The sequence below is a fragment of the Nocardia cyriacigeorgica NBRC 100375 genome (assembly GCF_000308555.1).
In the GTDB taxonomy this organism is placed as follows: domain Bacteria; phylum Actinomycetota; class Actinomycetes; order Mycobacteriales; family Mycobacteriaceae; genus Nocardia; species Nocardia cyriacigeorgica.
The window spans coordinates 1-24,566 of sequence record NZ_BAFY01000072.1 but is presented as its reverse complement, the minus strand read 5'-3'; the positions used below and the strand labels follow the sequence as shown (position 1 = coordinate 24,566).

At 68.3% G+C, this 24,566-nt stretch carries 16 protein-coding genes and 1 tRNA gene; 9 read left to right on the top strand and 8 right to left on the bottom strand.

The features are described from left to right. Window positions 1–123 precede the first annotated feature (123 nt). A complete protein-coding gene (bcp, locus tag RJ05_RS06425; RefSeq protein ID WP_036534254.1) occupies window positions 124–594 on the top strand; it encodes a thioredoxin-dependent thiol peroxidase in 471 nt (156 codons plus the stop codon). Between the two features lie 18 nt (window positions 595–612). On the opposite strand, the gene RJ05_RS06420 is transcribed toward bcp, so the two are convergent. Continuing rightward, entirely contained in the window at window positions 613–1,344 is a 732-nt protein-coding gene (locus RJ05_RS06420; protein ID WP_036534253.1) for a TetR/AcrR family transcriptional regulator, read from the bottom strand. A gap of 126 nt (window positions 1,345–1,470) precedes the next feature. On the opposite strand from RJ05_RS06420, the gene RJ05_RS06415 reads away from it, so the two are divergent. Together RJ05_RS06415 and RJ05_RS06410 are read left to right on the top strand one after the other, a co-directional pair. Continuing rightward, window positions 1,471–2,448, top strand: a complete 978-nt coding sequence (locus RJ05_RS06415; protein ID WP_036534251.1) for a daunorubicin resistance protein DrrA family ABC transporter ATP-binding protein — start codon at window positions 1,471–1,473, stop codon at window positions 2,446–2,448. Window positions 2,449–2,474: 26 nt separating this feature from the next. Next, window positions 2,475–3,263, top strand: a complete 789-nt coding sequence (locus RJ05_RS06410) for an ABC transporter permease (protein WP_051016296.1) — start codon at window positions 2,475–2,477, stop codon at window positions 3,261–3,263. Window positions 3,264–3,282: 19 nt separating this feature from the next. Here RJ05_RS06410 and RJ05_RS06405 read toward each other — a convergent pair whose 3' ends face one another. Then, a complete protein-coding gene (locus RJ05_RS06405) occupies window positions 3,283–4,554 on the bottom strand; it encodes a DUF7159 family protein (RefSeq protein WP_138445759.1) in 1,272 nt (423 codons plus the stop codon). A gap of 320 nt (window positions 4,555–4,874) precedes the next feature. Between RJ05_RS06405 and RJ05_RS06400 the strand changes: the two genes are divergently transcribed. Continuing rightward, entirely contained in the window at window positions 4,875–5,519 is a 645-nt protein-coding gene (locus RJ05_RS06400; protein WP_171048418.1) for a TetR/AcrR family transcriptional regulator, read from the top strand. On the opposite strand, the gene acpS is transcribed toward RJ05_RS06400, so the two are convergent. Both acpS and RJ05_RS06390 read right to left on the bottom strand, forming a co-directional pair. Then, window positions 5,520–5,957, bottom strand: a complete 438-nt coding sequence (acpS, locus tag RJ05_RS06395) for a holo-ACP synthase AcpS (RefSeq protein ID WP_014349534.1) — start codon at window positions 5,955–5,957, stop codon at window positions 5,520–5,522. 11 nt (window positions 5,958–5,968) lie between these two features. Continuing rightward, window positions 5,969–15,322, bottom strand: a complete 9,354-nt coding sequence (locus tag RJ05_RS06390; RefSeq protein ID WP_036534244.1) for a type I polyketide synthase — start codon at window positions 15,320–15,322, stop codon at window positions 5,969–5,971. Window positions 15,323–15,704: 382 nt separating this feature from the next. On the opposite strand from RJ05_RS06390, the gene RJ05_RS06385 reads away from it, so the two are divergent. The 5 genes from RJ05_RS06385 (at window position 15,705) to RJ05_RS06365 (ending at window position 18,976) form a co-directional block, all read left to right on the top strand. Beyond that, window positions 15,705–15,789 (top strand) — tRNA-Leu (locus RJ05_RS06385). A 373-nt stretch (window positions 15,790–16,162) separates the two neighbouring features. Then, window positions 16,163–16,642: a GNAT family N-acetyltransferase gene (locus tag RJ05_RS06380; RefSeq protein ID WP_249040589.1), complete on the top strand. Its 480-nt coding sequence runs from the start codon at window positions 16,163–16,165 to the stop codon at window positions 16,640–16,642. A 134-nt stretch (window positions 16,643–16,776) separates the two neighbouring features. Then, window positions 16,777–17,007, top strand: coding sequence for a DUF2510 domain-containing protein (locus tag RJ05_RS06375; RefSeq protein WP_036534242.1), 231 nt, complete (start codon window positions 16,777–16,779; stop codon window positions 17,005–17,007). 81 nt (window positions 17,008–17,088) lie between these two features. After that, a complete protein-coding gene (locus RJ05_RS06370; protein WP_036534239.1) occupies window positions 17,089–17,820 on the top strand; it encodes a hypothetical protein in 732 nt (243 codons plus the stop codon). After that, a complete protein-coding gene (locus tag RJ05_RS06365) occupies window positions 17,813–18,976 on the top strand; it encodes a saccharopine dehydrogenase family protein (protein ID WP_081597194.1) in 1,164 nt (387 codons plus the stop codon). Before RJ05_RS06370 ends, RJ05_RS06365 begins: the two co-directional genes overlap by 8 nt. Window positions 18,977–19,022: 46 nt before the next feature. Here RJ05_RS06365 and aspT read toward each other — a convergent pair whose 3' ends face one another. The 4 genes from aspT to RJ05_RS06345 form a co-directional block, all read right to left on the bottom strand. Further along, window positions 19,023–20,702, bottom strand: a complete 1,680-nt coding sequence (gene aspT, locus RJ05_RS06360; RefSeq protein WP_036534237.1) for an aspartate-alanine antiporter — start codon at window positions 20,700–20,702, stop codon at window positions 19,023–19,025. A gap of 31 nt (window positions 20,703–20,733) precedes the next feature. Further along, window positions 20,734–22,368, bottom strand: a complete 1,635-nt coding sequence (locus RJ05_RS06355; protein WP_211357653.1) for a bifunctional aspartate transaminase/aspartate 4-decarboxylase — start codon at window positions 22,366–22,368, stop codon at window positions 20,734–20,736. A gap of 112 nt (window positions 22,369–22,480) precedes the next feature. After that, the gene (locus tag RJ05_RS06350) at window positions 22,481–22,993 is read right to left on the bottom strand and encodes a response regulator transcription factor (protein ID WP_162140625.1); all 513 of its coding nucleotides are present in this window, start codon (window positions 22,991–22,993) and stop codon (window positions 22,481–22,483) included. A 457-nt stretch (window positions 22,994–23,450) separates the two neighbouring features. After that, window positions 23,451–24,566 (bottom strand): CocE/NonD family hydrolase (locus RJ05_RS06345; RefSeq protein WP_036534234.1); only part of this gene is annotated, 1,116 nt, incomplete at its 5' end.

Sequence of the window (24,566 nt, the reverse complement as noted above, 5' to 3'; positions counted from 1 at the left end):
CGCCTCCTGTAGACAATTGCCTGGTTCGCGGGGCCCCCGGCCGGCTGTCGAGCACGGCCGGTCCAGGGCTCGCCGACGAGTGTATCCGCGGTCGCTGTCGGCGCCTTCGGTTACGGTTCGGTGATGACCGACAACCGTCTCTCCCCCGGCGATCCCGCCCCCGATTTCACCCTGCCCGACGCCGACGGCAAGGACGTCTCGCTCGCCGACTATCGCGGCCGCAAGGTGATCGTGTACTTCTACCCGGCCGCGAGCACCCCCGGCTGCACCAAGCAGGCCTGCGATTTCCGCGACAACCTGAGCGAGCTGTCCGGCGCGGGCATCGACGTCATCGGCATCTCCCCCGACAAACCGGCCAAGCTGGCGAAGTTCCGCGACAACGAGGGCCTGAACTTCCCGCTGCTGTCGGATCCGGAGCGCACGGTGCTCACCGCGTGGGGCGCCTTCGGCGAGAAGATGATGTACGGCAAGAAGGTCACCGGCGTCATCCGCTCGACCTTCCTGGTCGACGAGGAAGGCAAGATCGAGGTGGCCCAGTACAACGTGCGCGCCACCGGGCACGTGGCCAAGCTGCGCCGCGATCTGTCGGTGTGAGGTGAGCTGTCGGTGTGATCAGCTGCCGTAGGCGTTGAGGAAGCATTCGTAGCCGTCGAGCAGCCGTTCCATGCCGAACTCGAAATCGCCTTTCTCCCAGTCGATGTCGTCGTCGTCGAAGGCGCGGTTGCTCAGCGCGGACAGCAGCGCCGGGAACTGCTGCGGATCGAGTAGCTGCCGCAGCGGTTCGGTGAAGTCGGCCTCGGATTCGAGGCTCGGGGCGATATCGCGGGCCGCGCGGCGGCGCCCGATCACATACAGCGACAGGTTCATCACGAGCTGGAGCTTGACCGCGTCGGGTACCGGCACCTCGCGCAGTGTGCCGAGTCCGGCCTCGAGCCAGGCCATATTGTTCGGGCCGAGCGGCGGTGAGCCGCCGAACGAAATGTCCAGCGCCCAGGGATGCCTGCCCAGCACCTCGTATTCGCTGCGCGCCCACCGCGCCAGCCCGGCGCGCCAGGACGCGCCGGGCTCGATCTCCGGCGGCAGCCCGATGACGTGATCGAGCATCATCTCCATCAGGGTCGCCTTGCTGTCGACATAGCGGTACAGCGACATCGCCGTGAACCCCAGTTCGCGGGCGACGCGGTTCATCGACAGCGCCGCGAATCCCTCGGCATCACCGATCGCGATGGCGGCCTCGATGATCTGCTCGAGGCTGAGCCCGCGTTTGGGGCCGCGACCGCCCGGCTGTTCGAGCCCCCACATCAGCGCTACCGCCTTCGGTAGCTCGCCTGTACCGGACGTCATCGTCTGCCATCCTCCTTCGCTCGCGTCGACTCTATCCGTGTCCGCGGCCGCCTTCCCTTGCGCCCATAAACTGTTTACTCTATAAACACAGTATAGGTTATAAACAGTTTTGGATCGGAGATCCTCATGAGTTCCTCTCGCCCACCCGCGCTCACCCTCGCCCACTTGGGCAAGTCATTCGGCGAGCGCGTGGTACTCGACGGCATCGACCTGAACATCGCTGCCGGAACAGTTTTCTCGCTGCTCGGACCCAACGGTGCGGGCAAGACGACGATGGTGCGCATCCTCGCCACGCTGAGCACGCCGGACCAGGGCCGGGCCCTGGTGTTCGGCCACGACGTCGTCGACGAGCCCGCGATCGTGCGCAGGCTGATCGGCGTCACCGGCCAGTACTCGGCCGTGGACGAGGTGCTGACCGGGGTGGAGAACCTGCACCTCACCGGCAAGCTGCTGCACCTGGGCCGTGCCGAAACACGCCGCCGCACCGCCGAATTGCTCGAGCGGTTCGATCTGACCGAGGCCGCGAGCCGTCGGGCGGGCACCTACTCCGGCGGTATGCGCCGCCGCCTCGATCTGGCCATGAGCCTGATGAGCAGACCACGCATCCTGTTCCTCGATGAACCCACCACCGGTCTGGACCCGCGCAGCCGGCGCGATCTGTGGCAGGTGATCCAGGAGCTGGCCGCCGACGGCACCACGGTCTTCCTGACCACGCAATACCTGGAGGAAGCCAACCAGCTCGCCGACCGGGTGGCCGTGCTCGACTGCGGCAAGCTGGTCGCCGACGGGACGCCCGAGGAGCTCAAGCAGCTGGCCCCCGGCGGCCACATCAGGCTGCGCTTCGCCGACAGTGCTCTGCTGTCGGCCGCCGCCCGGGCGATCGATGCGCGAGTGGTGCCCGCGGGCGATCGCGTCCTCGCCGATACCGAGCAACTCACCTTGCAGGTGCCCTCCGACGGCAATGCCGGCGATGTGAAGCGGCTGTTGAACCGCTTCGACGAGCTCGATATCGCCGTCGACCAGCTGACCGTGCACCTGCCGGATCTCGACGACGTGTTCTTCGCCCTGACCGGCCACCCCACCTCCGCCGACACCGCCGCCTGACACCCCCACCCCGAAACGAGATGACGATGACCACCCTGTCCCCCGCCGCACGCAGCGTGCGCGCCGCCGTCGACTCCGGCACCATGCTGGACCGCAATCTGCGCCATACCCTGCGCAGTCCCGACACCATGATCATGACGATCGCGCTGCCGGTGATGATCCTGCTGATGTTCGTCTACGTCTTCGGCGGCGCGATGGATGTGGGCCCGGGCGCCTACATCGATTACGTGGTGCCCGGAATCATCCTGCTGTGCGCCGGTTTCGGTGCGGCGATGACGGCGCCTGCCCTGGCCACCGATATGCACAACGGCATCATCGACCGATTCCGCACCATGGACATCGCCCGATCGGCGGTGCTTACCGGGCATGTCGCCGAGAGCGTGCTGCGCAATCTGGTGACCACCGGCATCGTCATCGGGGTCGCGGTGGCGCTGGGTTTCCGGCCCACCGCCGACCCGCTGCGCTGGCTGGCGGCCATCGCGGTGATCGCGATGTTCGTGCTGGCTCTGTCCTGGGTCGCGGCGGCACTGGGCCTGCTGGCCCGCAATCCGGAGGCCGCCAACGGCTTCACCTTCGTGTTCATGTTCCTGCCGTATGTGAGCAGCGCCTTCGTGCCGACCGAATCGATGCCGACCTGGCTGCATCCGTTCGCCGAACACCAGCCCGTGACGCCGGTGATCGAGACGATGCGCGGACTGCTCATGGGCACGCCGATCGGCAACAGCGCAGCGCTGGCGATCGGCTGGTGCTCGGTGATCGCGCTGGCCGGCTATCTCGCGGCCCGTGTGCTGCTGCGCCGCCGCACCATGAACTGATCCGCTCGACGGCCGCCGATCAGCTGGGCAGGACCTGTTCGGCGGCCCACTGGGCGAGCATCCGCACATGCTCGGTCCACCAGGCGTAGGACTCGGCGCTGAAGGCCGGCGGAGGCGGTGATTCCCCGGGGAACAGGAAACCGTGTGGCTCACCGACCTTCACCTGCGGCTCCGGCACCACCGAGTTGCGGCTCGGAACCCACGCCGCGGGCCCGGTTTCCGGCTCCGCGTCGACCAACGGGATGCCCCGATCGTGGCCGGGCCACGAATTCCGGTGACCCGCGGCGTACTGCGGGCGTGGGGTGGTGTGCAGGCTCTCGGTTTCCGGGACCGCTGTCGCCGAACCCGGCTGGAATCCCATGGGTTCCGGCGCCCGGGCCGGTGCGTGCGGCGGGTGCGGCGCGGCACCCGGGCGGGCGGGATCGCCGCTGTCGGCGTCGACGGTGTGCGAGTTCGCCGCCGACATCGCGTCGGTGGCGGCGGGCCCGGAGTGCCGGTTCTGGGCCAGCAGATACATCCCGCCACCGGCCAGGCCGCTGGCCAGCACACCGGCGGCGGCGACCAGCGCGACCCCGCCACCGCGCTGGCGGCGGGCCTGTTCGATCGGCACAACCGTGTCGATCAGATCGTCCATGGCGAACAGCGCGGCCCCGATGGCGGGCGCGGGAGCGGCGATCATGCACGGGATCACGGGCGCACCGAATCCGGCGACGGCACCGGTGACGGCAGGCTGGTCGGCGCTCGAACCGATCAACACCACCGCGTCGGGGCGGACCTCGGCGGCGTCGAGTTGATCGCGGGCCACCGTGACCGCCGCCCGCATGGTCTCCATGGTGACGGCGGCACCCGAATGGCCGGTGGCCGCCAGCACCCGGCTGCGGCCGGGATCGACCAGGGTGAAGGCCTGATAGCCCGGCACCACCTCGCAGATCAGCAGATTGTCGAATTCGTTGAGCCAGGTCATCGCACCGGCAACGCTCAGATGCGCAGACTTGGTCGATACCAGCGAGGCGCTGCGCCACGGCCCCGACGCCAGCCGGGTGACGATCGCGCGACGCTCGGCGGAGTCCCGGTAGGCCACCGCGACCCCGTCGATCTCACCGCCCGTGCCGATCTCGGCCGCGATCCGGTCCAGCGCCCGTGCCACGGTCTCGGCCAGCTCGGCCTTCCCGTCACCCTCGGTGGTGGCCACGCGGTGCAGCAGCACCCGTTCGGACAATTTCGCGCCCTCGGCACCGAGGGCCACCGCGTGTACCGCACCGCGTTCGGTGGACACGCCGAGAGTTATCACGGATCGAGCCTGTTCGGACCGAGCTACCACAGTTCACGCCTTCCCTGTGCCGCTACCGGCTCACGGACGCATCGAAACCCATGAGCCTGGAGAGATTTCCCTGCATTTCCCCTGGATCCCTGCCCTGAACACCCGCCGCAGGCACGTGCCCTTGGTATGTGTTCGATACCACGGCCGATGCGGATGGGTGGTGACAAATGACAGTTTCAGGTACCGGGAGTAGCGGTCGTGTGCCACGGACCGGCGGCTACCGCTAGCCTGGACGTGTGGAAACGCGCACGGAGACCAGGTCGAGACGACGCCTGGACCCTGCGTTGGATATGCAGGACGATCCGCAGGAGCTGATGCCGCGTAAGCGGCCGACGCAGGAGCGCAGCAAACGCAAGTTCGACGCGCTGTTGCAGGCCTCCCGCGAACTGCTGGTCGAGGTGGGGTTCGAATCGTTCACCTGTGAAGAGGTGGCGGCCCGCGCCGAGGTGCCGATCGGCACGCTGTATCAGTTCTTCGCCAACAAGTACGTCATCGTGTGCGAGCTGAATCGGCAAGACCTGGTCGCGGTTTCCCAGGAGCTGGCCGACTTCCACGGCGAGGTCCCGTCGCTGGACTGGCTGCGCCATATGAACCAGTTCGTCGATCACCTGGCCAGCCTGTGGATGACCGACCCGTCGCGGCGCGAGGTCTGGCTTGCGATGCAGTCCACGCCGTCCACCAGGGCCACCGGCGCCATCCACGAAAAGGAGTTCGCCGAGGTCGTCTCGCAGATGCTGCGACCGCTGACCCCGCGCACACCCCGCGCCCGGCGCACCATGATGGCCGAGGTGCTGGTGCACGTGGTCTATTCGATGCTCAATTTCTCGGTGCAGGACGAGCAGAGCCACGCCGACGCCGTCGCCGAACTCAAACGGCTGATGGTGGCCTATCTGCTGGTGGCCGAAAAGGAATCGCGCACCGCGAACGAGAGCTGATCAGCTCTCCGGCACCCGGCCTTCGATGAGATCGGCCAGCTCGCCCGGATCTTCCAGCACCACCATCGCCGCGGCGGTATCACCGTCGTGGGTCAGCGATAGGTGCACCCGCGCCCGGGGCAGGAATTCCGCGGCCAGGCCGTGCAGCTTGATGCTCGGCCTGCCCCAGGCGTCGTTGACCACCTCGATCAGCGGATATGGGTTGTCCCCGATCTGCGGGCGGCGCGCGAAGCGAGACGATGCCCAGGCTTTGAGCACCGCCTCCTTCGCCGCCCATCGCGCCGCGTAGCTGCGAGCCGGGTCGGTGCCTTTGCTCTGGCAGTAGCGCCGCTCACCGGCGGTGAAGCTCTCCCTGAGCATGGTCGTCCCGGACCGTTGCAGCTGTTCGGCGAACTCGGAGATGGTTACCAGGTCCAAGCCGATTCCGAGGATGGTCACAGTGGCGCAGCCTACGGTGTGGTGCGCTCTGCGGTGCCGGAACCGTCGACGAGTTGCCCGGTCTCACAACCACGTCCACCGATCCGGTACACACCGTCCGCGCCGAGCCTGGCCGCACCCGAGAGCAGCACGCCCGCCTCGAGCCCGCGCACCTGCGCCGCAGGCGTGCCGTCGCCGCCGAGCCGACGGTCGGCCGGCCGCTCGTAGAGCGGGGCGCCGCCGCACATCGCCTCCACGAAACGCTGACGTCCGGCGAGCTGACGCTGCTGCGCCCGGCGCTGGTAGTCCTCGCGCTTGTCGGGGTCGATCGCCTGGATGAACGCCTGCGGATGCACCACCGCGAGCAGGCCGGACACATGCCCGAACCCGAGCGAGGTCACCAGACCCGCCTTGAGCGGGAACCGATCGCCGAAGCGCAGCGCCTCACGCACCCACACCAGGTGTGGGTATTCGCGCATCTTCTCGTCGACGCAGTCCAGGCTCCGGTTCGGCGGCACCACACCGTGTTCGAGCACCTGGCACAGGCCGATCAGCTGGAACGCGGCCGCACCGCCCTTGGCGTGCCCGGTCAGGCTCTTCTGCGAGATGACGAACAGCGGCGCGCCGTCGGAGCGGCCGATCGCCTCGGCGAGGCGTTCGTGCAGTTCCGATTCGTTCGGGTCGTTGGCCGCGGTGGAGGTGTCGTGCTTGGAGATCACCGCGATGTCGTCCGCGCCGACGCCGAGCTTGCGCAGTTCGGCGGCGAACCGGGATTCCCGTCCGCCTCGGCCCGCACCCAGCGCACCGAGTCCCGGCGCCGGGATGGAGGTGTGCACGCCGTCGGCGAAGGACTGCGCGTAGGCCACCACGCCGAGCACCGGCAGGCCGAGCTCGACCGCGATATCGCCGCGGGCCAGCAGCACCGTGCCACCACCCTGCGATTCGACGAATCCGCCGCGACGGCGGTCGTTGGCGCGGGAGAAGTAGCGGTCGCTGATGCCCTTGGCGCTCATGGCCGCCGAATCCGCGGTGGCCGACATGTCACCGAAGCCGACGATGCCCTCGATGCCCAGATCGTCGAAGCCGCCGGCCACGACCACCTCGGCCTTGCCGAGCTTGATCTTGTCGACGCCTTCCTCCACCGACACCGCCGCGGTCGCGCATGCCGCCACCGGGTGCACCATCGCGCCGTAGCTGCCGACGTAGGACTGCACCACATGCGCCAGCGCCACATTCGGCAGCGCTTCCTGCAGGATGTCGTTCGGGCGCGGCTCGCCGAGCAGGTTGTCGACGTAGAGCGAGCGCATCGAGGACATACCGCCCATGCCGGTGCCCTGGGTGTTGGCCACCAGGCTCGGGTGCACCCAGCTCATCAGCTCGGCCGGACTGAACCCGGAGCCGACGAACGCATCGACGGTGCAGGCGATGTTCCACAGCGCCACCCGGTCCACCGACGCCGCCATATCGGCGGAGATGCCCCACACGGTCGGATCCCAGCCGGTGGGGATCTGGCCGCCGACGGTGCGCGAGAGCTTCGCCTTGCGCGGCACCCGGATCTCGGTGCCCGCCTTACGGGTCACGGTCCAGTCCCCGGACTCGGCGACCGGAGTGATCACCGTGTGCTCGGGGTCGGCGGCGTGGAAGGCGCGGGCCTCGGCCTCGCTGCCGACGGTGAACGACAGGTCCTGATCGAGGAACACCGAGGTCATCAGCGGGCTGGTGTTGTCGATCATGGCGCCGTCGTCTTCGTAGCGGCGGATGCCGCAACGCTCGACCACGGCGTCGTGGTACTTCTCGGCCAGCTCGGATTCGGGCACGTAGTCACCGGTTTCGGTGTCGTACCAGCCGGGCTTGGGCTCGTTCTCCCAGGTCACCATGCCGGTGGTCCAGGCAAGCTCGAGCACGCCCGCCGCCGACAGTTCGTCGGAGACCTCCATCTCGAAGCGGGTGCGCGCGGAACCGTAGGGTCCGAGCTCACCGGCGCCGACGATCACGACCATATCGGTGAGATCGGCGCTCACCTGGCCCCATTCGGGCACCGGAAGCGCGGAGGTCAGCGTCGGCGGAGCCGGCAGCGCGGGGATCAGCTGCGCCTGTTCGGCTTCGGCGTCGCCCGCGACGGCCTGCTCGGCTTCCATGGCCTGCTTGGCCAGCGCGGGCAGATCGAGCTTGGCACCGGCGAGACCACCGGTCAGGTCGATCTGCTGTGGCCCGGTCAGGGTCACCGCGCGGGCCCGTGCGGTGGCCCATTTGAGCAGCTCATCGGCCATCTCAGCGGTGGACCAGGTCTGCACGCCGGCCTTCTCGACCGCTTCGACCATCGGGTCGTTGTGGCCCATCAGGCCGGTACCGCGGACCCAGCCGATCAGCGCGTGCACCAGGGTGACCCGGCTCGACCACGACTTCTCCGCCCGCCACTTGGCGACCACGGCGTCCAGCGCGGCCTTGGCCTCGCCGTAGGCGCCGTCGCCGCCGAACAGGCCGCGGTTGGGCGAACCCGGAAGCACCACATGCAGTTTCGCGTCCACATCGTGGTCGGCGCCCAGCTTGGACAGCCCGCCGATCAGCCGCTCCACCGACCACAGCAGCACCCGCATCTCCATTTCGGCGCGGGCGCCGGCGTCGGAGAGGTCGCCCGCGACGCGCGGTGCGGCGAACGGGAACAGCAGCGTCGGAGTCAGCGCGTCCTTCACCTTGATCTTGGCGCCACCCGCGGTCTGCACCTGTTCGGTGCCGACCCACTCGATCAGCGCGTCGATATCGGTGTAGGAGGCCATATTCGCGGGCACCACCCACAGGGCGGCACCGTTGCGGGCGTTGGCACGGTAGAGCTCGCGGTAGAAGCCGAGCCGGTTGTCGTCCAGGCCGGACGTGGTGACCACGACCGTCGCACCGCCGCCGAGCAGGCGCCCGGTGACCGCCGCCGCGATGGAGCCCTTGCTCGCTCCGGTGACCACAGCGACGTCGGCCGACCACAGGCCCGGTTCCTCGGTGCTCAGCGCGGCCGTGGCGATGCGCTCGTAGTGGCCGGCCAGCACCGACCGCGCCTCGTGCATGGCGCGCTGGCGCCACCACTTCGCCTGGGCGGCAACGGCTTCACCGGCACCGGTGAAACCGTCCACCGGCTGCTCGGCGGTCTCGGAGTCGTCGGCCAGCCACAGCCGGGCCAGATCCTCGCGCGCGGTGGCCCAGCGGTCGTCGATCAGCACCGCCTTGCGGGCATCGAAGGCGGGGGCCACCAGACGCGGCCAATCCGAACCCAGTTCGGCCGAGACCAGGTCGACCAGTCCGTCTTCGGTGGCCTCCGGCGCTGAGACCTCCTCGCTGAGGCCGAGCTGCTCGAGCACCAGGCGCGCGGCCGAGGCCAGCACACCGTCGCGGCCGGTGATCTGCTCGGTGAACTCGCCGAGCGCGGCGGCATCCACCGTCGCGCCGCCGCCACCGCCGGTAGCGGGCAGCGCTACCGAGATGCCGCGGCGCGCGGCCACGGCCTGCACGGCGGCGTCGATGGCGGCATCGACCGAGGCGGCGTCCGACAGGGCGCCGGAGACGAGCCCGCCCAGATCACCGCCGCGCACGCTGGTGCCCTCGCGGGTGCCCAGCGAGACCTCGGCGGTGACGTGGCTGGCCCAGCCGTCACCGAGTTCCCACACCTTCTTGACCCGCTCGGCGATCGCCGCGGGCCGCTTGCCGGACGGACCGAACACCTTGCGCAGGTGATCGCCGATGGCGTCCGAGAGCACCGAGCCGAACGGCTTGTAGGTGCGGGCGAGCCGGTCGACGGTGGCCGACAGCGCGCCCATATCGGCGTCGGCGGCACCGTCGATGGCGCCGAGCGACAGTTCCGCGCCGAGGTCGACCAGCAGCTGGTTACGGCGCGAGGAGACGCCGTCGCACAGTCCTTCGATGGTGTCGACCGGGCCGATCTGGTCGATGCGCAGCTTGGTCCACAGCGCGATGAGCACGCGGGTGGCGTCGGCGGCGGTGAAGGCGATGTCGTCCGGGCGTGGTCCGCCCGAGGCGGCCGGTGCGGCAGCCGGGGCGGGCGCAGCGGCGGGAGCCGGTGCGGCGGCAGCGGTTTCGGCCGGAGCTTCTTCCGGCTCGTCGACCGGCGCCGGGTCGGTGTCGGTGGCGTAGACGATGCCGGCCTCGCGCTCGATATTGAGCACCTCGACGGTGGTGGTGCCGAAGGCGGGCAGCTTCAGGGTCTGGCTCGCCAGGTTCGCCACCGTCGGCGTCGCGCCGAGACCGATCTCGACGAACCGCTCCACCCCGAGCCCGCCGTGCGCGGTATCGGTGAACAGCAGGTCCTGGGTCTCGATCCAGCGCACCGGGCTGGCGAACTGCCAGGCCAGCAGCTCGATCAACACCACGCGGCACAGTTCGGTGGGCCGCTGCGACCAGGAGTCGAAGTCGGCCAGCACCGCGGCCAGCGGCTCCGAGGGCACCAGATCGGCGATCTCGGCGATGAATTCACGCTCCAGCGAGAACGGCTTGGGCACCAGGTTCGGGATGTAGCGCCCGACCAGCACCTCCGGATGCAGGTTCGCCGGCAGCAGCTGTTCGAGCTTGTGCCGGAACTCGGGCACGCCCTCGCGCAGCACCGTGGAGTGGAACGGCACATCGATGCCCGGCACCAGGATGAACGCGCGCTTGCCGCCGAATTCGGCGCGGCGACGGTCGATCTCGGCTTCCAGGTGTTCCAGGCCTGCCACCGTGCCCGCGATCGCGTACTGCGAGCCACGCAGGTTCAGGTTGACGACCTCGAGGAACTCACCGGTCTGCTCGGACAGGCCCGAGACGAATCCGATGACCTCGTCGTCCGGCAGCCCGAACTGCGAGGGCCGGATCGCGGCCATCCGGTAGTTACTGCGGCCCTTGGCATCCCGCGGCACCAGCTCGTGCATGGCCGATCCGCGCTGGAACACCACCTCGAGAACCGCCTCCAGCGGCAGCACTCCGGCCACCGCGGCGAGCGCGTTGTACTCACCGACCGAATGCCCGGCCAGGTAGGCGCCTTCCACGAACGCGCCGGCCTCGCGCAGCTCGGCCACCTGCGCCACACCGAGGGTGGCCATCGCGACCTGGGTGAACTGGGTCAGGTGCAGCACGCCGTCCGGGTGCCGGTGCTCGACGCCGCGCGCCTTCAGGTAGGTCGGGTTGTCCCGGACCACGGCGAGGATGGAGAAGCCCAGTGCCGCCCGGGTGTGCTTGTCGGCGCGATCCCAGATCTCCTTGGCGGCCTTGGACCGCGAGCGCGCGTCCAGGCCCATGCCCTTGCGCTGGATGCCCTGGCCGGGGAAGGCGTAGACGGTCTTGGGGGCGGCGGTGCGGCCGGTCGCCGTCATCACCAGGTCGCCGCCGGTGCGGCAGGACACCTCGACGATCTCGCTGCCCTGGTCCACCGCGACCCGCTCGACGCGCACGTCGATCTCGGCGCCGGGGCGAACCATGCCGAGGAACCGGGTGGTCCAGGCGGTCAGCGTGCGGGCAGGGACCGAACTCTGCGGATCGACCGCCGACACCGCGTGCTGGGCCGCGGCCGACAGCCACATGCCGTGCACGATCGGGCTACCGAGTCCGGCCAGCTTGGCGGCGGCCTCGCTGGTGTGGATGGGGTTGTGATCACCGGAGACGGCGGCGAACGCGGCCATGGTGCGCGGCGCGACAATGGTGACGTCACGGCGGCGACGCCGCGGGGTGTCGGTGGCCTGCTCGGACAGCGTGCCCGCCGCGCGCGGCGGATCCGACAGCTCGCCGGAGCCGTTGCGGCCGCGGATGGCGAACCGCTCGGTGAGCTCGGCCAGCGGAACCACGTCCAAGCCCTGATCGCGCATCTCGCCGACGGTGACCCGCACCTCGACGACACGGCCCATATCGGTGTCGAGCACCGAGGTCGATTCCGCGCGCACCACCAGAATGCTGGTGTCACCGGGCAGTTCGCGCAGCAGCTCGATCCGGTGATCGAGGTGCACCAGGTCGAGCATGCCCTCGATCACCGATTCGGCGGCGTCGGTGCGGGTGGCGCCGAGCACCGCGAAGACCGCGGGCCAGCAGGCGCCGACCAGGACGTCGGGCACGGTGCGGCCGAGCGTGCTGAGGTCGGCAGGCAGACCGGAGCCGGTGACGCCGGCGTGATCGGCGATGAGATCGGGGGTCCAGGCCAAGTTGACGTGCGCGACGCGGCCCTTCACCTCGGGCAGCGCCTGGCCCGCAGCGACCGCGAGCAGCGCGGACATGGCGGCGTCGGCGTCGTCGGCGGTGACGACCGGCGCGCCGCCGTTGTACACCGAGACCGGCACGGTGATCCGGATGCGCACCACATTGCCCGCGTAGAGCGGGACGGTGAGCTCGACATAGCTGTTCTCGGCCACCGGACCGGTGGTTTCGACCAGCGTCGCGCCGGTCGGCGGGTGCACAGCGCCTTGACCGTCGACGGTCCACGCGGCCAGATCGCCGAGCCGGTGCACCGGGTTCACGGTCGTGCGCCCGGACCACTCGACGTCGGGGGCGGCCAGCACCACATCGATCGGACCCGAGGTCACCGAGGCCGTGCGGCGCGCGTCCACCGGGGCCGGGACGACACCGGCCCGCACCAGCGAGTACGCGGTGTCCTGTTCGAAGCGGTCGAGCAGCTCGCCCACCGGCTCGTCGACCCGGGTGATACCCGCGACGGCCACCGTGCCGGGAATGATGCACACCTGATCGGCCGAGTACCGCGGATCGTGGGCCTGCCACAGCGAGTCCGACCGCCACCAGCGCCGCACATCGGCGTCGACGACGGGCACGAAGTTCACCGGCTTGCCGGGGGTCTTGCACAGCGAGATGAAGAACGGCAGGTCGGCCGGGTGCAGCAGGGTCTCGGCGACGGCCGGGTACTGCTTGCGCAGCTCGCACAGCGCCGCGACCGGACGCTCGAGATCCTCGTCGGTGAACAGCGTCGGGATCTCGCCGCGGTCGGCGGGGTTGAGCCGGGATTCGGTGCGGCGCACCATCTCCGCGAACCGGTCGCGCCAGGTGATGTCCAGCCACACCGAACGGGTGGCCTCCAGGATCGCGTCGCCGAGGTCGCTGCCGCAGTCGAAGTCCTTGCGCCGGTCCAGGCCGACGGCGAGTTCGACGTAGCGCTCCAGCCATTCGATGTAGGTCATGGTGGCCAGGTCGCCGAAGTACGGCTTGGCGGTGGCGTCGAGCGCGGCGATGATCTCCGCGCGGCGCTCCGCCACGGCGTCGGCGTCACCGGCGACCTCGTCGAGCAGGCGGCCGGTGCGCGAGGCGGCGTTGTCGATCTCGTGGATGTCGGCGCCGAGCTGGCTGCGGCCCGAGGCCATGCCACCGCTGGCGGTGCCCGCACCCACCCAGTCCGGGGTTCCGGGAGTGTCGACGAGCATCTGCTTGACCTCGGGAGCCGTGGTGGCCTCCAGGGTCGCCATGGCAGCGGTGCCGACGAGCACGCCGTCCAGCGGCATCACCGGGTAGCCGTGCGGCTGCGACCAGGCGCCGGTGAGGTATTCGGTGGCCCGCTCCGGGGTGCCGATACCACCGCCGACGCAGACCACCACGTTGTCCCGGGCGCGCAACTCGGCGTAGGTCTCGAGCAGCAGATCGTCCAGGTCTTCCCAGGAGTGGTGCCCGCCGGCGCGGCCGCCCTCGATGTGCATGATCACCGGGTAGCCGGGGATCTCGTCGGCGATCCGCAGCACCGCGCGGATCTGCGCGACGGTGCCCGGCTTGAACGCCACATGGGTGATCCCGGCCTCGGTCAGTTCCTCGACCAGCGCGACGGCTTCCCCGAGCTCCGGAATACCGGCGGTGACGACGACACCGTCGAACGGAGCGCCCGCCGCGCGAGCCTTCTGCACCAACCGCTTTCCGCCCAGCTGCAACTTCCACAGGTACGGATCCAGGAACAGCGAGTTGAACTGCACCGAGCGGCCCGGATGCAGCAGCGTCTTCAGTTCCGCGACGCGATCGGTGAAGATCTGCTCGGTGACCTGACCACCACCGGCCAGCTCGGCCCAGTGACCGGCATTGGCCGCGGCGGCGACGATCTTGGCGTCCACCGTGGTCGGGGTCATGCCCGCGAGCAGGATCGGCGAACGGCCGGTCAGCCGGGTGAACGCGGTCTCGACCACGATCCGGCCGTTGGGCAGCCGCACCGGCTTCGGCGCGTATGCCGACCACGGCTGGGCCACCTCGGGCGCCGCACCCGGAGTCAGCAGGCTGCGCTGCCCGGCGCGGGTCGCGACCGCGACGATGCCGACGCCGGTGCCCTTCAACGAACCACCGGTCACCCGGGACAGCAGATCGCCGGGGCCGAGATCCAGAATCCATTCCGCGCCACCGGCCACCACGGAGTCCACCGTCGCCACCCAGTCGATCGGGTCGACCAGGATCTCCTTGGCCAGCGAGCCCGCCAGCTCGGTGTCGAGGCCGCACTGACCCGCCCAGCCGGCGACCAGGTCGACGGTGTCGGCCAGCGCCGGGTGGTGGAACGCGACGTCGACGTCGACGTCCTCGAAGACCGGCGCGAACACCGCACCGCCACGCACCTTCGCTTCGCGCTCACGGGTCTGCTCAGCGTGGATCTGCTCGCACCGCAACCGCACCCGCTCCAGCTGCGCGGGCGTGCCCGACAGCACCGCGCGCCTGCGGCCGTTGCGGATCGAGACCACCGCGGCGGCCGCGGGATCGACGCCCTCGGACACCTCGGCCACGACCGCGCGCAGCTCATCGGGATCGACATTGGATACCGCGACCATCGGCGACCGCTGTCCCACCGGCATCAGTCCGCGCCGGCGGGCCACCAGACCCGCCGCGGCGCCGATCAATTGGGCGATGGCCAGCAGTTCGGCGTCACGGGCGCCGCCGGCTTCCACCGCCGAGGCCGCCAGCCTGCCCTGCGAATGCCCGACGATCGCGACCGGCGCGTGCTCGGCCGGGTCGAGGCCCTGCAACCGCAGCGCGCGCAGCGCGGCCAGCTGGCTCAGCATCACACCGGGCATCGACACCGTCGCCGAGCGCAGCACGCGCTCGGAGGGAGCAGCGGAGGTCTCGCCCTGATCGGCGTCGACCAGCTCGTCTTCCAGCATCCAGCCGATCGGGTCGAAGCCCATCGGCCGTACCACCAGCAACTGCGCGGCAACGGGCTCGAGCAGCGCCGCGGCCTCGTTCACCAGCGCGGTGAGCTCCGGCTCCAGTGCCGCGTCGCGGCCGATCTCCTCGAGCTCGCCCAGCCACTGGGCCCCCTGACCGCCGAACGCCAGCGCGTAGGGCGCCCCGTTCAGCAGACGATCCAGCAAGGGCGATCGCGTTCCGTCGGCTTCGCCCCTACCCGTGTGTGCGCGAAATCCGGTTCCGGCCGTGGTGCTCTCGTTGATCGTCAAGACGCTTCGACTTCCTTCTCGTGGCGACGTGCCGTCCGGGGATGCCGCACGTCCTCGTGCGCGCACTCCTCACCCAACAGGCCCTGATATGGCGAGGATCGCACAAAATCATGAGGGAACCCTCACGTTTGCTCCGCGGCCACTCGGCTACCGTTCAGTATTCCTGTACGGAAGTACCAGAACTTTCAGAAACATGACTCATCCTCATGTTTGAACCCGCAGGTCCCTCCGCTGTTTGCCTTGACGAAACATGAGTCCCCCTCATATTGCCCGTTACCTAATCGTTATAATCGCTGGTCGGGTTACTCACGAGTACGCCACACCCATCCAACGCTTCGCGATCCGCCCCGGGACCGGTAGAGTTTGCACGGTCGTACCATCAGCGCGAGTGGCGAAATTGGCAGACGCGCCAGATTTAGGTTCTGGTGTCCACGGACGTGGGGGTTCAAGTCCCCCCTCGCGCACCACAGGAACACGTCGTCGTCGATGACACGGATACGTAGGTCGGCGCAGCTCGCGCCCTGGTTCGCTCACCGACAGGGTTCGTGTGCGAGCCCCTACTCAACCACCCATACGCGGGCTTCTCAGGCCTGGGAATATTGCTGCTGCGCCGCGTAGCGCAGCCACTCACCGCGGCACGGGCTACCGTCTTCCCACTCCGCCAGGCCGGGCCGACGAGGCACGGAAGATATCGGAATCACGGCTCGCGGAGCGCGTCGACCGCATCGAAGCCACTGCCCGACCGGGATCGACGCGCCTACGGGATCGCTGGTCACCGCTCTACTCATCGCGGCAAAATCGATTGCCAAGGCAGGATCCCGTGACGCACGGTTGTCACCCGTGACGACTCCCGATACCGATCCCGCAGCTCGCCCAGCACCGACCTCGGCGACCATCCGCCGCTACCGCCCGGCAGACGAAGCCACCGTGGTGAGCCTCTGGAGCCGAGCCAGTCGAATCGCTCATCCGTTCATCGAGGGCGAAGGGGCCGGGGAGCGCGAGCGCAAGCTTCGCGAGATCTATCTCGTCCAGGCCGACAACTGGGTCGCCGAAGTCCCGTCCCGCGGTGTCGTCGGGCTACTGGGCATGCTCGGCTCCGAGATCGGCGGCCTCTTCGTCGATCCCGACGCCCAGAAACTGGGCATCGGACGGCAACTGGTCGAGCACGCGCTACGCCTGCACGGCAAGATCACCCTCGACGTCTTCGAGCTCAACGCCTCCGCCCGCGCCTTCTACGCCCACCTCGGCTTCCGCGAGATCGGCCGGCATCCCGAGGAGGACACCGGTTTCACCGCGATCACCCTCGAACTCAGCGCCTGAGCCGGCCGGCACCGGGATGCCCGGCCGGGTGCCGCCGATGTGGCGGCCCCGGGTCTCCTGCTGACCGGTCAAGGACACCTGCCCCGGTGCCGAGCGGTTGAACCGCCGAACGGAGTTCGGGCAATACTGGTCGGATGGGAGCGCTCAGCATCTGGCACGTCTTCGTCCTGCTCGTCCTACTCGTGATGGTCGCGGTTGTCGTCGGGTTCGTGATCTTCCTGGTGAAAGTGACCGGTTCCAGGTCTCATTCGTCTCGACCTGCGGCCATGGCGCCGGGTTGGTATCCCGATGGTTCGGACCCGACGCACGTCCGCTGGTTCGACGGACATCGCTGGACCGACCGGACGCAACCGCGAGTCGGGTGAGTACCGCTCGGGAACCCTGGCCGTCGGCTCGGGCTACTTCGGCCAGAACAGTCCCCCGGGTGCGGATCGCGAGGATGCTTGATGGATAAACGGGTGGCGGCGGCCGCGGGCGTCGGAGTGCTGTGTGGGTTCACCATGGGATATGCCATGCACCGAGTCGTCGGCACTCCGTCCGGAACCGATTCGCAGGGGCAGCTTTTCGGTACCGCACCGATGACGACGGCCGTGATCGCCGGATTGGTGGCCGTCGGGGCGGTGGGATTGCTCGGATGGGGGCGGGCCCGGTTGTCATTCGTGTTCGGGGCGGGACTGGCCGGGCTACTGGTGCTGGCCGCGATCACCGCCCTGCCCGCGCCGGACGAGTGGGAGCAGTTGCCGGTGGCGGTCGGCGTGGCGCTCGGCCTGATCGCCGTGCCCGGAGTATTGCTGCCACGGGCGCAGCTGTGGTTCTTCGGCGGGCTGATCGCCGCCGTGGCGCTGGGTTATCAACTCGACAACCTCGTCGACGCCGAGACGAACCACTATCGCCATTTTCCCTACGCTCCGGCGATTCCTACCGAGTCCTGGCACGCCCTGGTCGCCATCGCGCTGGCCTCGGCACTCCTGGTGGGCGCATGGCTGTCCCGCGGCGAACGGGTGGATGACCAGCTGCCGGATCGCACCCTCATGATCGGCGCCGGCACTGTGCTCGGCGCCGGACTGGCGGCGCGCCTCTGGGTCGATTCGGGCCATCTACCCCTCGCCGCGGTCACCATGACCCGCACCGAAAGCTCCCCTCACGTCGACTGGGCTACACCGCCACACTATCTGTGACTTCCTCGCCGGGGCGCCGGACGTCGAGCGGCTGGTGGTGGCCGATCTGTCCGGGGGACGGGCGCGTGAGGTGGTCGCCGAACTCGGGGACCACTGCGTGGCGCGGGCAATCGACGTCACCGACCATGCCGATCTGGTCGCCGCCATCCGAGACTGCGACATCGTGGTGAACACGGTCGGGCCCTATTTCCGGTTCGGTCCCGGTGTTCTGCGCGCCGCGATCGAGGCGGAGCGCGATTACGTCGACGTCTGCGACGACCCGGTGCCCACGATGGCCATGCTCGAGATGAACGCCGACGCCGAGTCCGCCGGAATCACGGCGGTTCTCGGCGTCGGCGCCAGCCCCGGTCTGGCGAATCTGCTTGCCGCGCGGAGCATCGGCGAGCTCGATCGGGCGACCTCGGTGGTGACCGGCTGGAACCTGGCCATGGCGCAGCCACAGACCCGGTCCTGGCGGCCGAGCGCGGCGATCACCCACGGCATCGAACAGATCAGCAACACCATTCCGGTGATCCGCGCGGGCCGGCAGGTGTGGGAGAAGCCGCTGCGCAAGACGGTCATCGACTACCCGGGTCTCGGGGCGGCAGCGGGGTGGAGCTTCGGGCACCCGGAACCGGTGACGCTCGCCCGCACCTATCCGGACCTGATCGAGAGCGTCAACGTCGCGTTGGCGCCCCAGCATGTGGTCGCTGTGCTGCATCTGCTCGGAGCGGGGGTTATCCGAGGTGTCCTGCGGCGCTCCCACGCCGCCTCCATCGCGGCGGTCGCCGAGAATCTGATGCCATCGGGATCCGTCGGCGCTCTGGCCGATTCCGCGCTGCCGCCCCTGTTCGCCCTGGCCCGCGGCGACAGGGATGGCGAGCCGGCAACGGTGGCCTGTGCGCTGGGACAGGTTCCCGGCCTGACAATGGCCGAGGTGACCGGAATCCCGCTCGCGGTAGGCGCTCTGATGCGCCCGCACCGTCCCGGTGTGCATCCGCCGGAGGCCGTCTTCACCCCCGCCGAATTCTTCACCCGCCTCGCCCCGCACTGTGTGGGCCGGCCGAATCCGGAGTCGCTCACCGTCACGACGGCAAGCTACGCGGCTGACGGCGCCAACGCCGTTGCACTGCAACGCGGATCATTGATCACGGCCTTGCTCACCGCGGGCAGATAATCAACGACCATACTTCCGTGGTTGGTACCGATTCAGGTGGCGATGGTCAGGTCATTGCGGTGGCCATCGCCACCACGATCGGTCCGAGCAATGGCAGTACAACGTTGGACAGGGCATACACGATGGTGTAGGACATCAGCGGCGTGGCGTTGCCCGCGACCTGTTGAACGGCGGTGATTCCGGGAGTGGAGCACTGCTGGCCGGTGATCGCACCCAACGCCAGCGGTGCGGGCAACTTCATCAACTTCCATGCCACCAGCAGCGAAATCGTTGCCGGTATCGCGGTCATCAGCACTCCGGCCACCGGAAGCCCCACCCCGAACTTCCGAACCAGCTCGACCGCCTGCGGTCCGGAGGTCAGGCCGACCACGGCGATGAAGATCGACAGCCCCAAGGTTTTGATGACGTCGGCCGCAGCGGGCGCGTACTGCCCGATGACCGGATTCTTGGACCGGAACCAGCCGAACAGCAGGCCCGTCAACAGACACCCGCCGCCGGTGCCGAGGGTGAGTGGGACCGTTCCCAGCTGAAGCACGATCTTGCCCACCAGGAAACCGAGGGCGATACCCAGCGAGATGTAGACGATATCGGCCTTCACACTCGGGTCGAGTCGGTAGCCGAGCGCCGGAATTGCTTTGGCGAGATCGCTTTTGGCGCCGGTCAACACGAGGGTGTCCCCTCGCTGGATGGGGGTGTTGGGGCGCAGCGGCAGCTCGCGGTCTTCCCGGATCAACCCGGTGAGGTACAGGCCCTGACCGAGATGCCGATCGAGTTCGCCCAGGGTGGTCGGCTTGGCGTCACGATGATTGAGAACGACGCGAGCGACCTCGAGTTCCATATTGAGGTCGGCCGCCGGGACGATCTCGGGACCGATGATGGTCTCGAGATCCATGATGTCGTGCCGCTGCCCCACCACCAGGATCTCGTCGCCGTGCCGCAGCACGACGTCCGGGTCGGAGGGAAGTATCTTGCCTCGTCGGCGGACTCGTTCGATGGTGAGGTCACGGCCCAGTCCTACGCTGACATCCGCGACGGTGCGCCCGGACACCCGGTCGACCCGATAGGCACGGCCGACCAACGCGGGCGCCGCTGCGGCGTGCATATCGTCGTGGTCGTCGCCGCCGAGCTTTTTCCACAGTTTTTCGGCCTCGGTGCGCAGGTTGACCCGCATCACCAGCGGAAACACCTGGCTCGACAGCAATACGACCACGATCAACCCGCAGATGTAGGAGATCGAATACGCGGTCCCGACATTGGCCTGCAACGCGGTGATCTCCTGATCGGGCAGATCCAGGCGTGCGATCGCATCCGTGGACGTACCGACCGCGGCTGATTCGGTCGCGCCGCCGGCCATCAGGCCCGCGGCGGTGCCCGCGTCGAGGTTCATGATCAGAATCGCCCCCGCGGTCACCGCGAGGATCGAGATCACCTCGATGATCGTGAATGCGCCGTATTTGAGGCTCTTGCGGTTCAGGCTCGCGAAGAAGGTCGGACCGGAGATGTAGCCGAGGGTGAAGATGAACATCGCGAAGGCGATGTTCTTCACCTGGTCATCGACGGTGATATGACCCGCCATACCGACGAAGATGGCCACGATCAGCGTCCCGGCGACACCGCCGAGGGACAGCTTCCACACCCGAACCTTGCCGACCGCGTAACCGAGTGCCAGACAGAGGAATACAGCGAGTTCGGGCGTTTGTTGCAGCAAGTCCTTGACCGCGTCCATGAGAATTCGTCCTCACTCGAGTCCGGTGTGCTCACTGTTGCCGGCGTTTGCCGAACTCCTCGTGGTATTCGTCGATCACGGCGGTGAGCCAATGGCCGATCCGGCCGTAGTCATCCTGTGCCAGGTTCGCCAGCGATACCCGCACCGACCATTTCGGGCCGTCGAAACCGCCGCCGTTGAGCAGCACGACCGAGCCCTGCTCGGCCAATCGGAAGACCGGGTCTACGGGCTCGTAGGCGTCCTGCAACCAGTCGGCGAACTCGGTGCCGTACTTCTGCCGCACCCACACCAAGAGATCGATCTCGGCGTAATAGTTGGCGGCGTTGGGGTCCTGGGGAACCGGCACCCCCAGTCCGTCGCACAGCGCTTTCAGCCTGCGCGCGATGACGGCCTGGCAGTCCTTCTTGTGCCGGTGGTCGTTGTCGAGCAAATCGCCGAGCGCGAACAGCGCCATCTGTACCTGCTGCGGTGTGGACAGCCCCGCGGTGTGGTTGAGTGCGACATCGCGCGAATCGGCCACCATCCGGTCGATGAGTTTCAGGTTCGCCGGCTCCAAGGAAATACTGGAATAGCGGCGAGTGAGCTGCTCACGTCGCGCGTCCGGTAGTTCGGCGATGCGCCGGTCGAAGCTGTTGTTCCTGGCGATCGCGATCACGCCCAGACGCCAGCCGGTGCAGCCGAAGTACTTGCTGAACGAATACACCCCGATCGTGTTGGCAGCAGCGACCGACATCAACGACTGGAAGCCGTCGACGAAGGTGCCGTACACGTCATCGGTGATGATGGTGAGTGCCGGATTCTCGTTCGCGGCGATCTGCGCGATCCGTTCCAGGGTCGCGCGGTCCAGCATCACCGAGGGCGGATTGGACGGATTGACCAGGAACAGCGCCTGCACACTGGGATCGGTGAGCTTCTCGATCTCCTCGGCGGGAAACTGCCAGGTGTGCATGCCGGTCTCGGATGTGGTGCTCGCGGACAACTCGACGACGTCGAAATGGAATCGATCCAGGCGAGGGATTTCCAGGTACGGCGTGAAGATCGGGGTCATGATCGCGATGCGATCGCCGGGAGCCAGCAGGCCGTTGACCACACAACTGTCGAACACGTAACACATGGCCGCCGTGCCGCCCTCGGTGGCGAACAGATCCCATCCGCCGGCCGGAGCACCGCCCATCGCCAGATCGAGATAGGTGTGCACGACCTTCTCGATATGGGTCAGCATGCGGTCGGGCACCGGGTAGTGGTCGCCGTGGATCGCATCGGCGAGCTCGCCCACCCAGGCGTCGGCGTCGAAACCCAGGACGTCCACGCCATAGCCCACCGCGCCGCGCAACAGCGCCACCGCGTCGGTCTCGGGTTGACCGGTCAGGAAGCGGTCGAAGCGCGCGGCGATGCCGTCTGCTCGCGGCATTCCGGCCAGTTCGTCGAACTCGTTCCAGTCGCGGCGGGCTTCATCGCAGGCGAACCGGCCCATCAGATAGAACGCTTCCCGGCTGACGATGGAGGTCCAGTTGGGGTTGCCGCGGCCGGCGTTGATCATGGCGTGCGCGTGCTTTTTCATGTTCTCATCGGCGAGATCGATGAGTTCGTTCTTCAGTTCGAAGGGGCTCAGCTGTTCGTACTTCTGCTCGGTGACGCGGTCGACTGCCATATGATCGCCGGCCATGGACGAATCTCCGTTCCGTGTCGACAGCGGGGCAAGGGGAATCTAAACCGCAGCTGTTGCCGAACAGTAGCCGAATTCCCGGGCCGACGCCGTTTCGAAGGCAATTCGAGACCTAACCCGCCCAGGGCGGATGAATAGCGGGCTGCGCGGCACCTTCGGCATCCCGCGCCGGGTGGCGAGCTCGCCGCAGCATCGCACTCACCCTCGACAACAACGCGGCCGCCTTGAACGGCTGTGCGAGATGGTCATCGGCTCCGCAGATGCGGGCGAGCTCGACCCACTCCGGATCGTCTCGGGTCGACACCACCAAGACAGCGGGCGCTACCGCTGCGGCCTTCGCCTGGGTACACACCACGAAACCGTTCCGCCCCGGCATGACCAGATCGACGATCATCAGGTCGGGGCGCCAGCGCGCGGTCGCCGCGGTCAGCGTCGCGCCGTCGCCGATCCAATGTGCGAGGTAGCCCGCACGGGTCAGCAGCAACGTCATCATCTCCGCGATCGCCGGCTCGTCCTCGACGATGAGGACCGTCGGAGGCCGTTCGGGACCGATGTCCGTGGCCGGCACCGGAGAGTAGCCGGGCGATTGCTGAAAGCGTGGATACGCGGCTGGAATCTGGCTCATGATCAGCCCTTCACAGGGTGGGATCCGCATTCCGCACGGAACGGGACGGATCTGACAGGCAGTCCGAAATACATCGGATACATCAACGTATCCATTGGCGACGCTAGCCCCGGCCCGAGCCTCCGGCAATAACGCGGAGATGTGAGATGAAATCCGCAACCAAATGATCGCGGGCCGTTATCGAAGCGCTGGCGAAAAGATACGTTCAGCGCGGCTGTTCACGCGCCCGTGATCACTTCGACACCGAACCCCGGGTCACGGAGAGCGAACCCGATCCGGCCGGCCGTGAATTCACCGGTTCCCGCTACCGCCCGGTCACGCCCAATAACCGAGCATTAACCATCGTGGGCAGATTTATCGACTGAGCGCGGGACGACCCGATCCTGGCCGCGACGGCGGCACAGCGATGTTCCGGCGACCCGATGCGGGTCGCCGGAACATTGCGGTCACGACCGAATCACCAACCGGCAGTGCGGCTCATCGGAATATTCACCCAGCTGGGAGCGCTCGGGTCCAGCTGCACGTGCTGTGGCGCGAGGCGGCTGTCGACCAGGGTCGGTCCCATCGGCACCGAGCGCGGGAAATTACCGGCGAAGATGTCCACGCGCAGCCGATGGCCGGGTTGCAGCACCGCATCGGTCGCACGCAGGCTGATGTCGAGGACGGTCGGCTCGCCCGGCACCGTCGGCTGCCGGTCCGCCAGGGTCAGCGTCGGGTACGGGTCGACATAGTCGCCGTTGGCCGAGCGGGTCGAGCGTGCGTCGTCGATCTTGCGCAGTGATGAGACGAGCTGACCGGAACTGATCGCATACGACCGGCCGTCGGGCGCCACATCGTTGACACTGACCGTCCAGAAGCCGTCGGCCGTGTCGTGCACGGTGTTCAGATGCACTGCGACCGGACCCGAAATGACGGTCGGCTCCGCGACCGGCGCACTGGTGAAGGTCAGCGCGTTGATTTCGGCGAGTCGGCTGTCCCGGGTGCAGATATCGAGCACGGAGGTGATTCCCGCGGTGATCTGCGCGGCGTCCCGCGAGCAGATGGTCGTCAGGCCCGGCGCCACGGTGAGGCGATGAACGCCGTCGGGAACATCGGTGGTCAAGCTGCCATCGTGCACGCTGGTCACGGTGGCACCGCTCGACACGGGCGAAAGGTACATCCGCCGGTAGTCCGCTTCCGGACGCGGGAACCGGTCGGTGCTTGTCCAGCCACCGCCCTGCTGGAACAGGGTGTACGGATCGTAGTCATCGATGCCGTTGTCGATTCCCTTGAGCCATTTGTCGAACCACGCCCGCTGCAGTACGTCCAATCGTGGCGGGGTGCCGGGCTCGCCGTTTCGGCCGAGCGGCGTGCCATGGTATCCATCGCCCATCAGGAGCTTCTTCTGCTCGGGCGGCAGCGGAATATTGTTGAACGCCTTGACCTCCGAGTAGGCGAAGAGGTCGTACCAGCTGCCGACCATGAAGGTGGGCACCTCGATCTTGTCGACGCCGCCCAGCCAGGCCTGGTACCGGGGAGCATCGGCCGCCATCAGGTCCTTCGTCGACTGCGGCATCATCTCCGGATTCAGGCT

What these genes read in the sequence shown, in the direction of transcription:
- bcp (WP_036534254.1), top strand. Translation starts at nt 124, where the DNA reads ATGACCGACAACCGTCTCTCCCCCGGCGATCCCGCCCCCGATTTCACC.
- RJ05_RS06420 (WP_036534253.1), bottom strand. Translation starts at nt 1,344, where the DNA reads ATGACGTCCGGTACAGGCGAGCTACCGAAGGCGGTAGCGCTGATGTGG.
- RJ05_RS06415 (WP_036534251.1), top strand. Translation starts at nt 1,471, where the DNA reads ATGAGTTCCTCTCGCCCACCCGCGCTCACCCTCGCCCACTTGGGCAAG.
- RJ05_RS06410 (WP_051016296.1), top strand. Translation starts at nt 2,475, where the DNA reads ATGACCACCCTGTCCCCCGCCGCACGCAGCGTGCGCGCCGCCGTCGAC.
- RJ05_RS06400 (WP_171048418.1), top strand. Translation starts at nt 4,875, where the DNA reads ATGCAGGACGATCCGCAGGAGCTGATGCCGCGTAAGCGGCCGACGCAG.
- RJ05_RS06375 (WP_036534242.1), top strand. Translation starts at nt 16,777, where the DNA reads ATGGGAGCGCTCAGCATCTGGCACGTCTTCGTCCTGCTCGTCCTACTC.
- RJ05_RS06370 (WP_036534239.1), top strand. Translation starts at nt 17,089, where the DNA reads ATGGATAAACGGGTGGCGGCGGCCGCGGGCGTCGGAGTGCTGTGTGGG.
- aspT (WP_036534237.1), bottom strand. Translation starts at nt 20,702, where the DNA reads ATGGACGCGGTCAAGGACTTGCTGCAACAAACGCCCGAACTCGCTGTA.
- RJ05_RS06355 (WP_211357653.1), bottom strand. Translation starts at nt 22,368, where the DNA reads ATGGCCGGCGATCATATGGCAGTCGACCGCGTCACCGAGCAGAAGTAC.
- RJ05_RS06350 (WP_162140625.1), bottom strand. Translation starts at nt 22,993, where the DNA reads ATGAGCCAGATTCCAGCCGCGTATCCACGCTTTCAGCAATCGCCCGGC.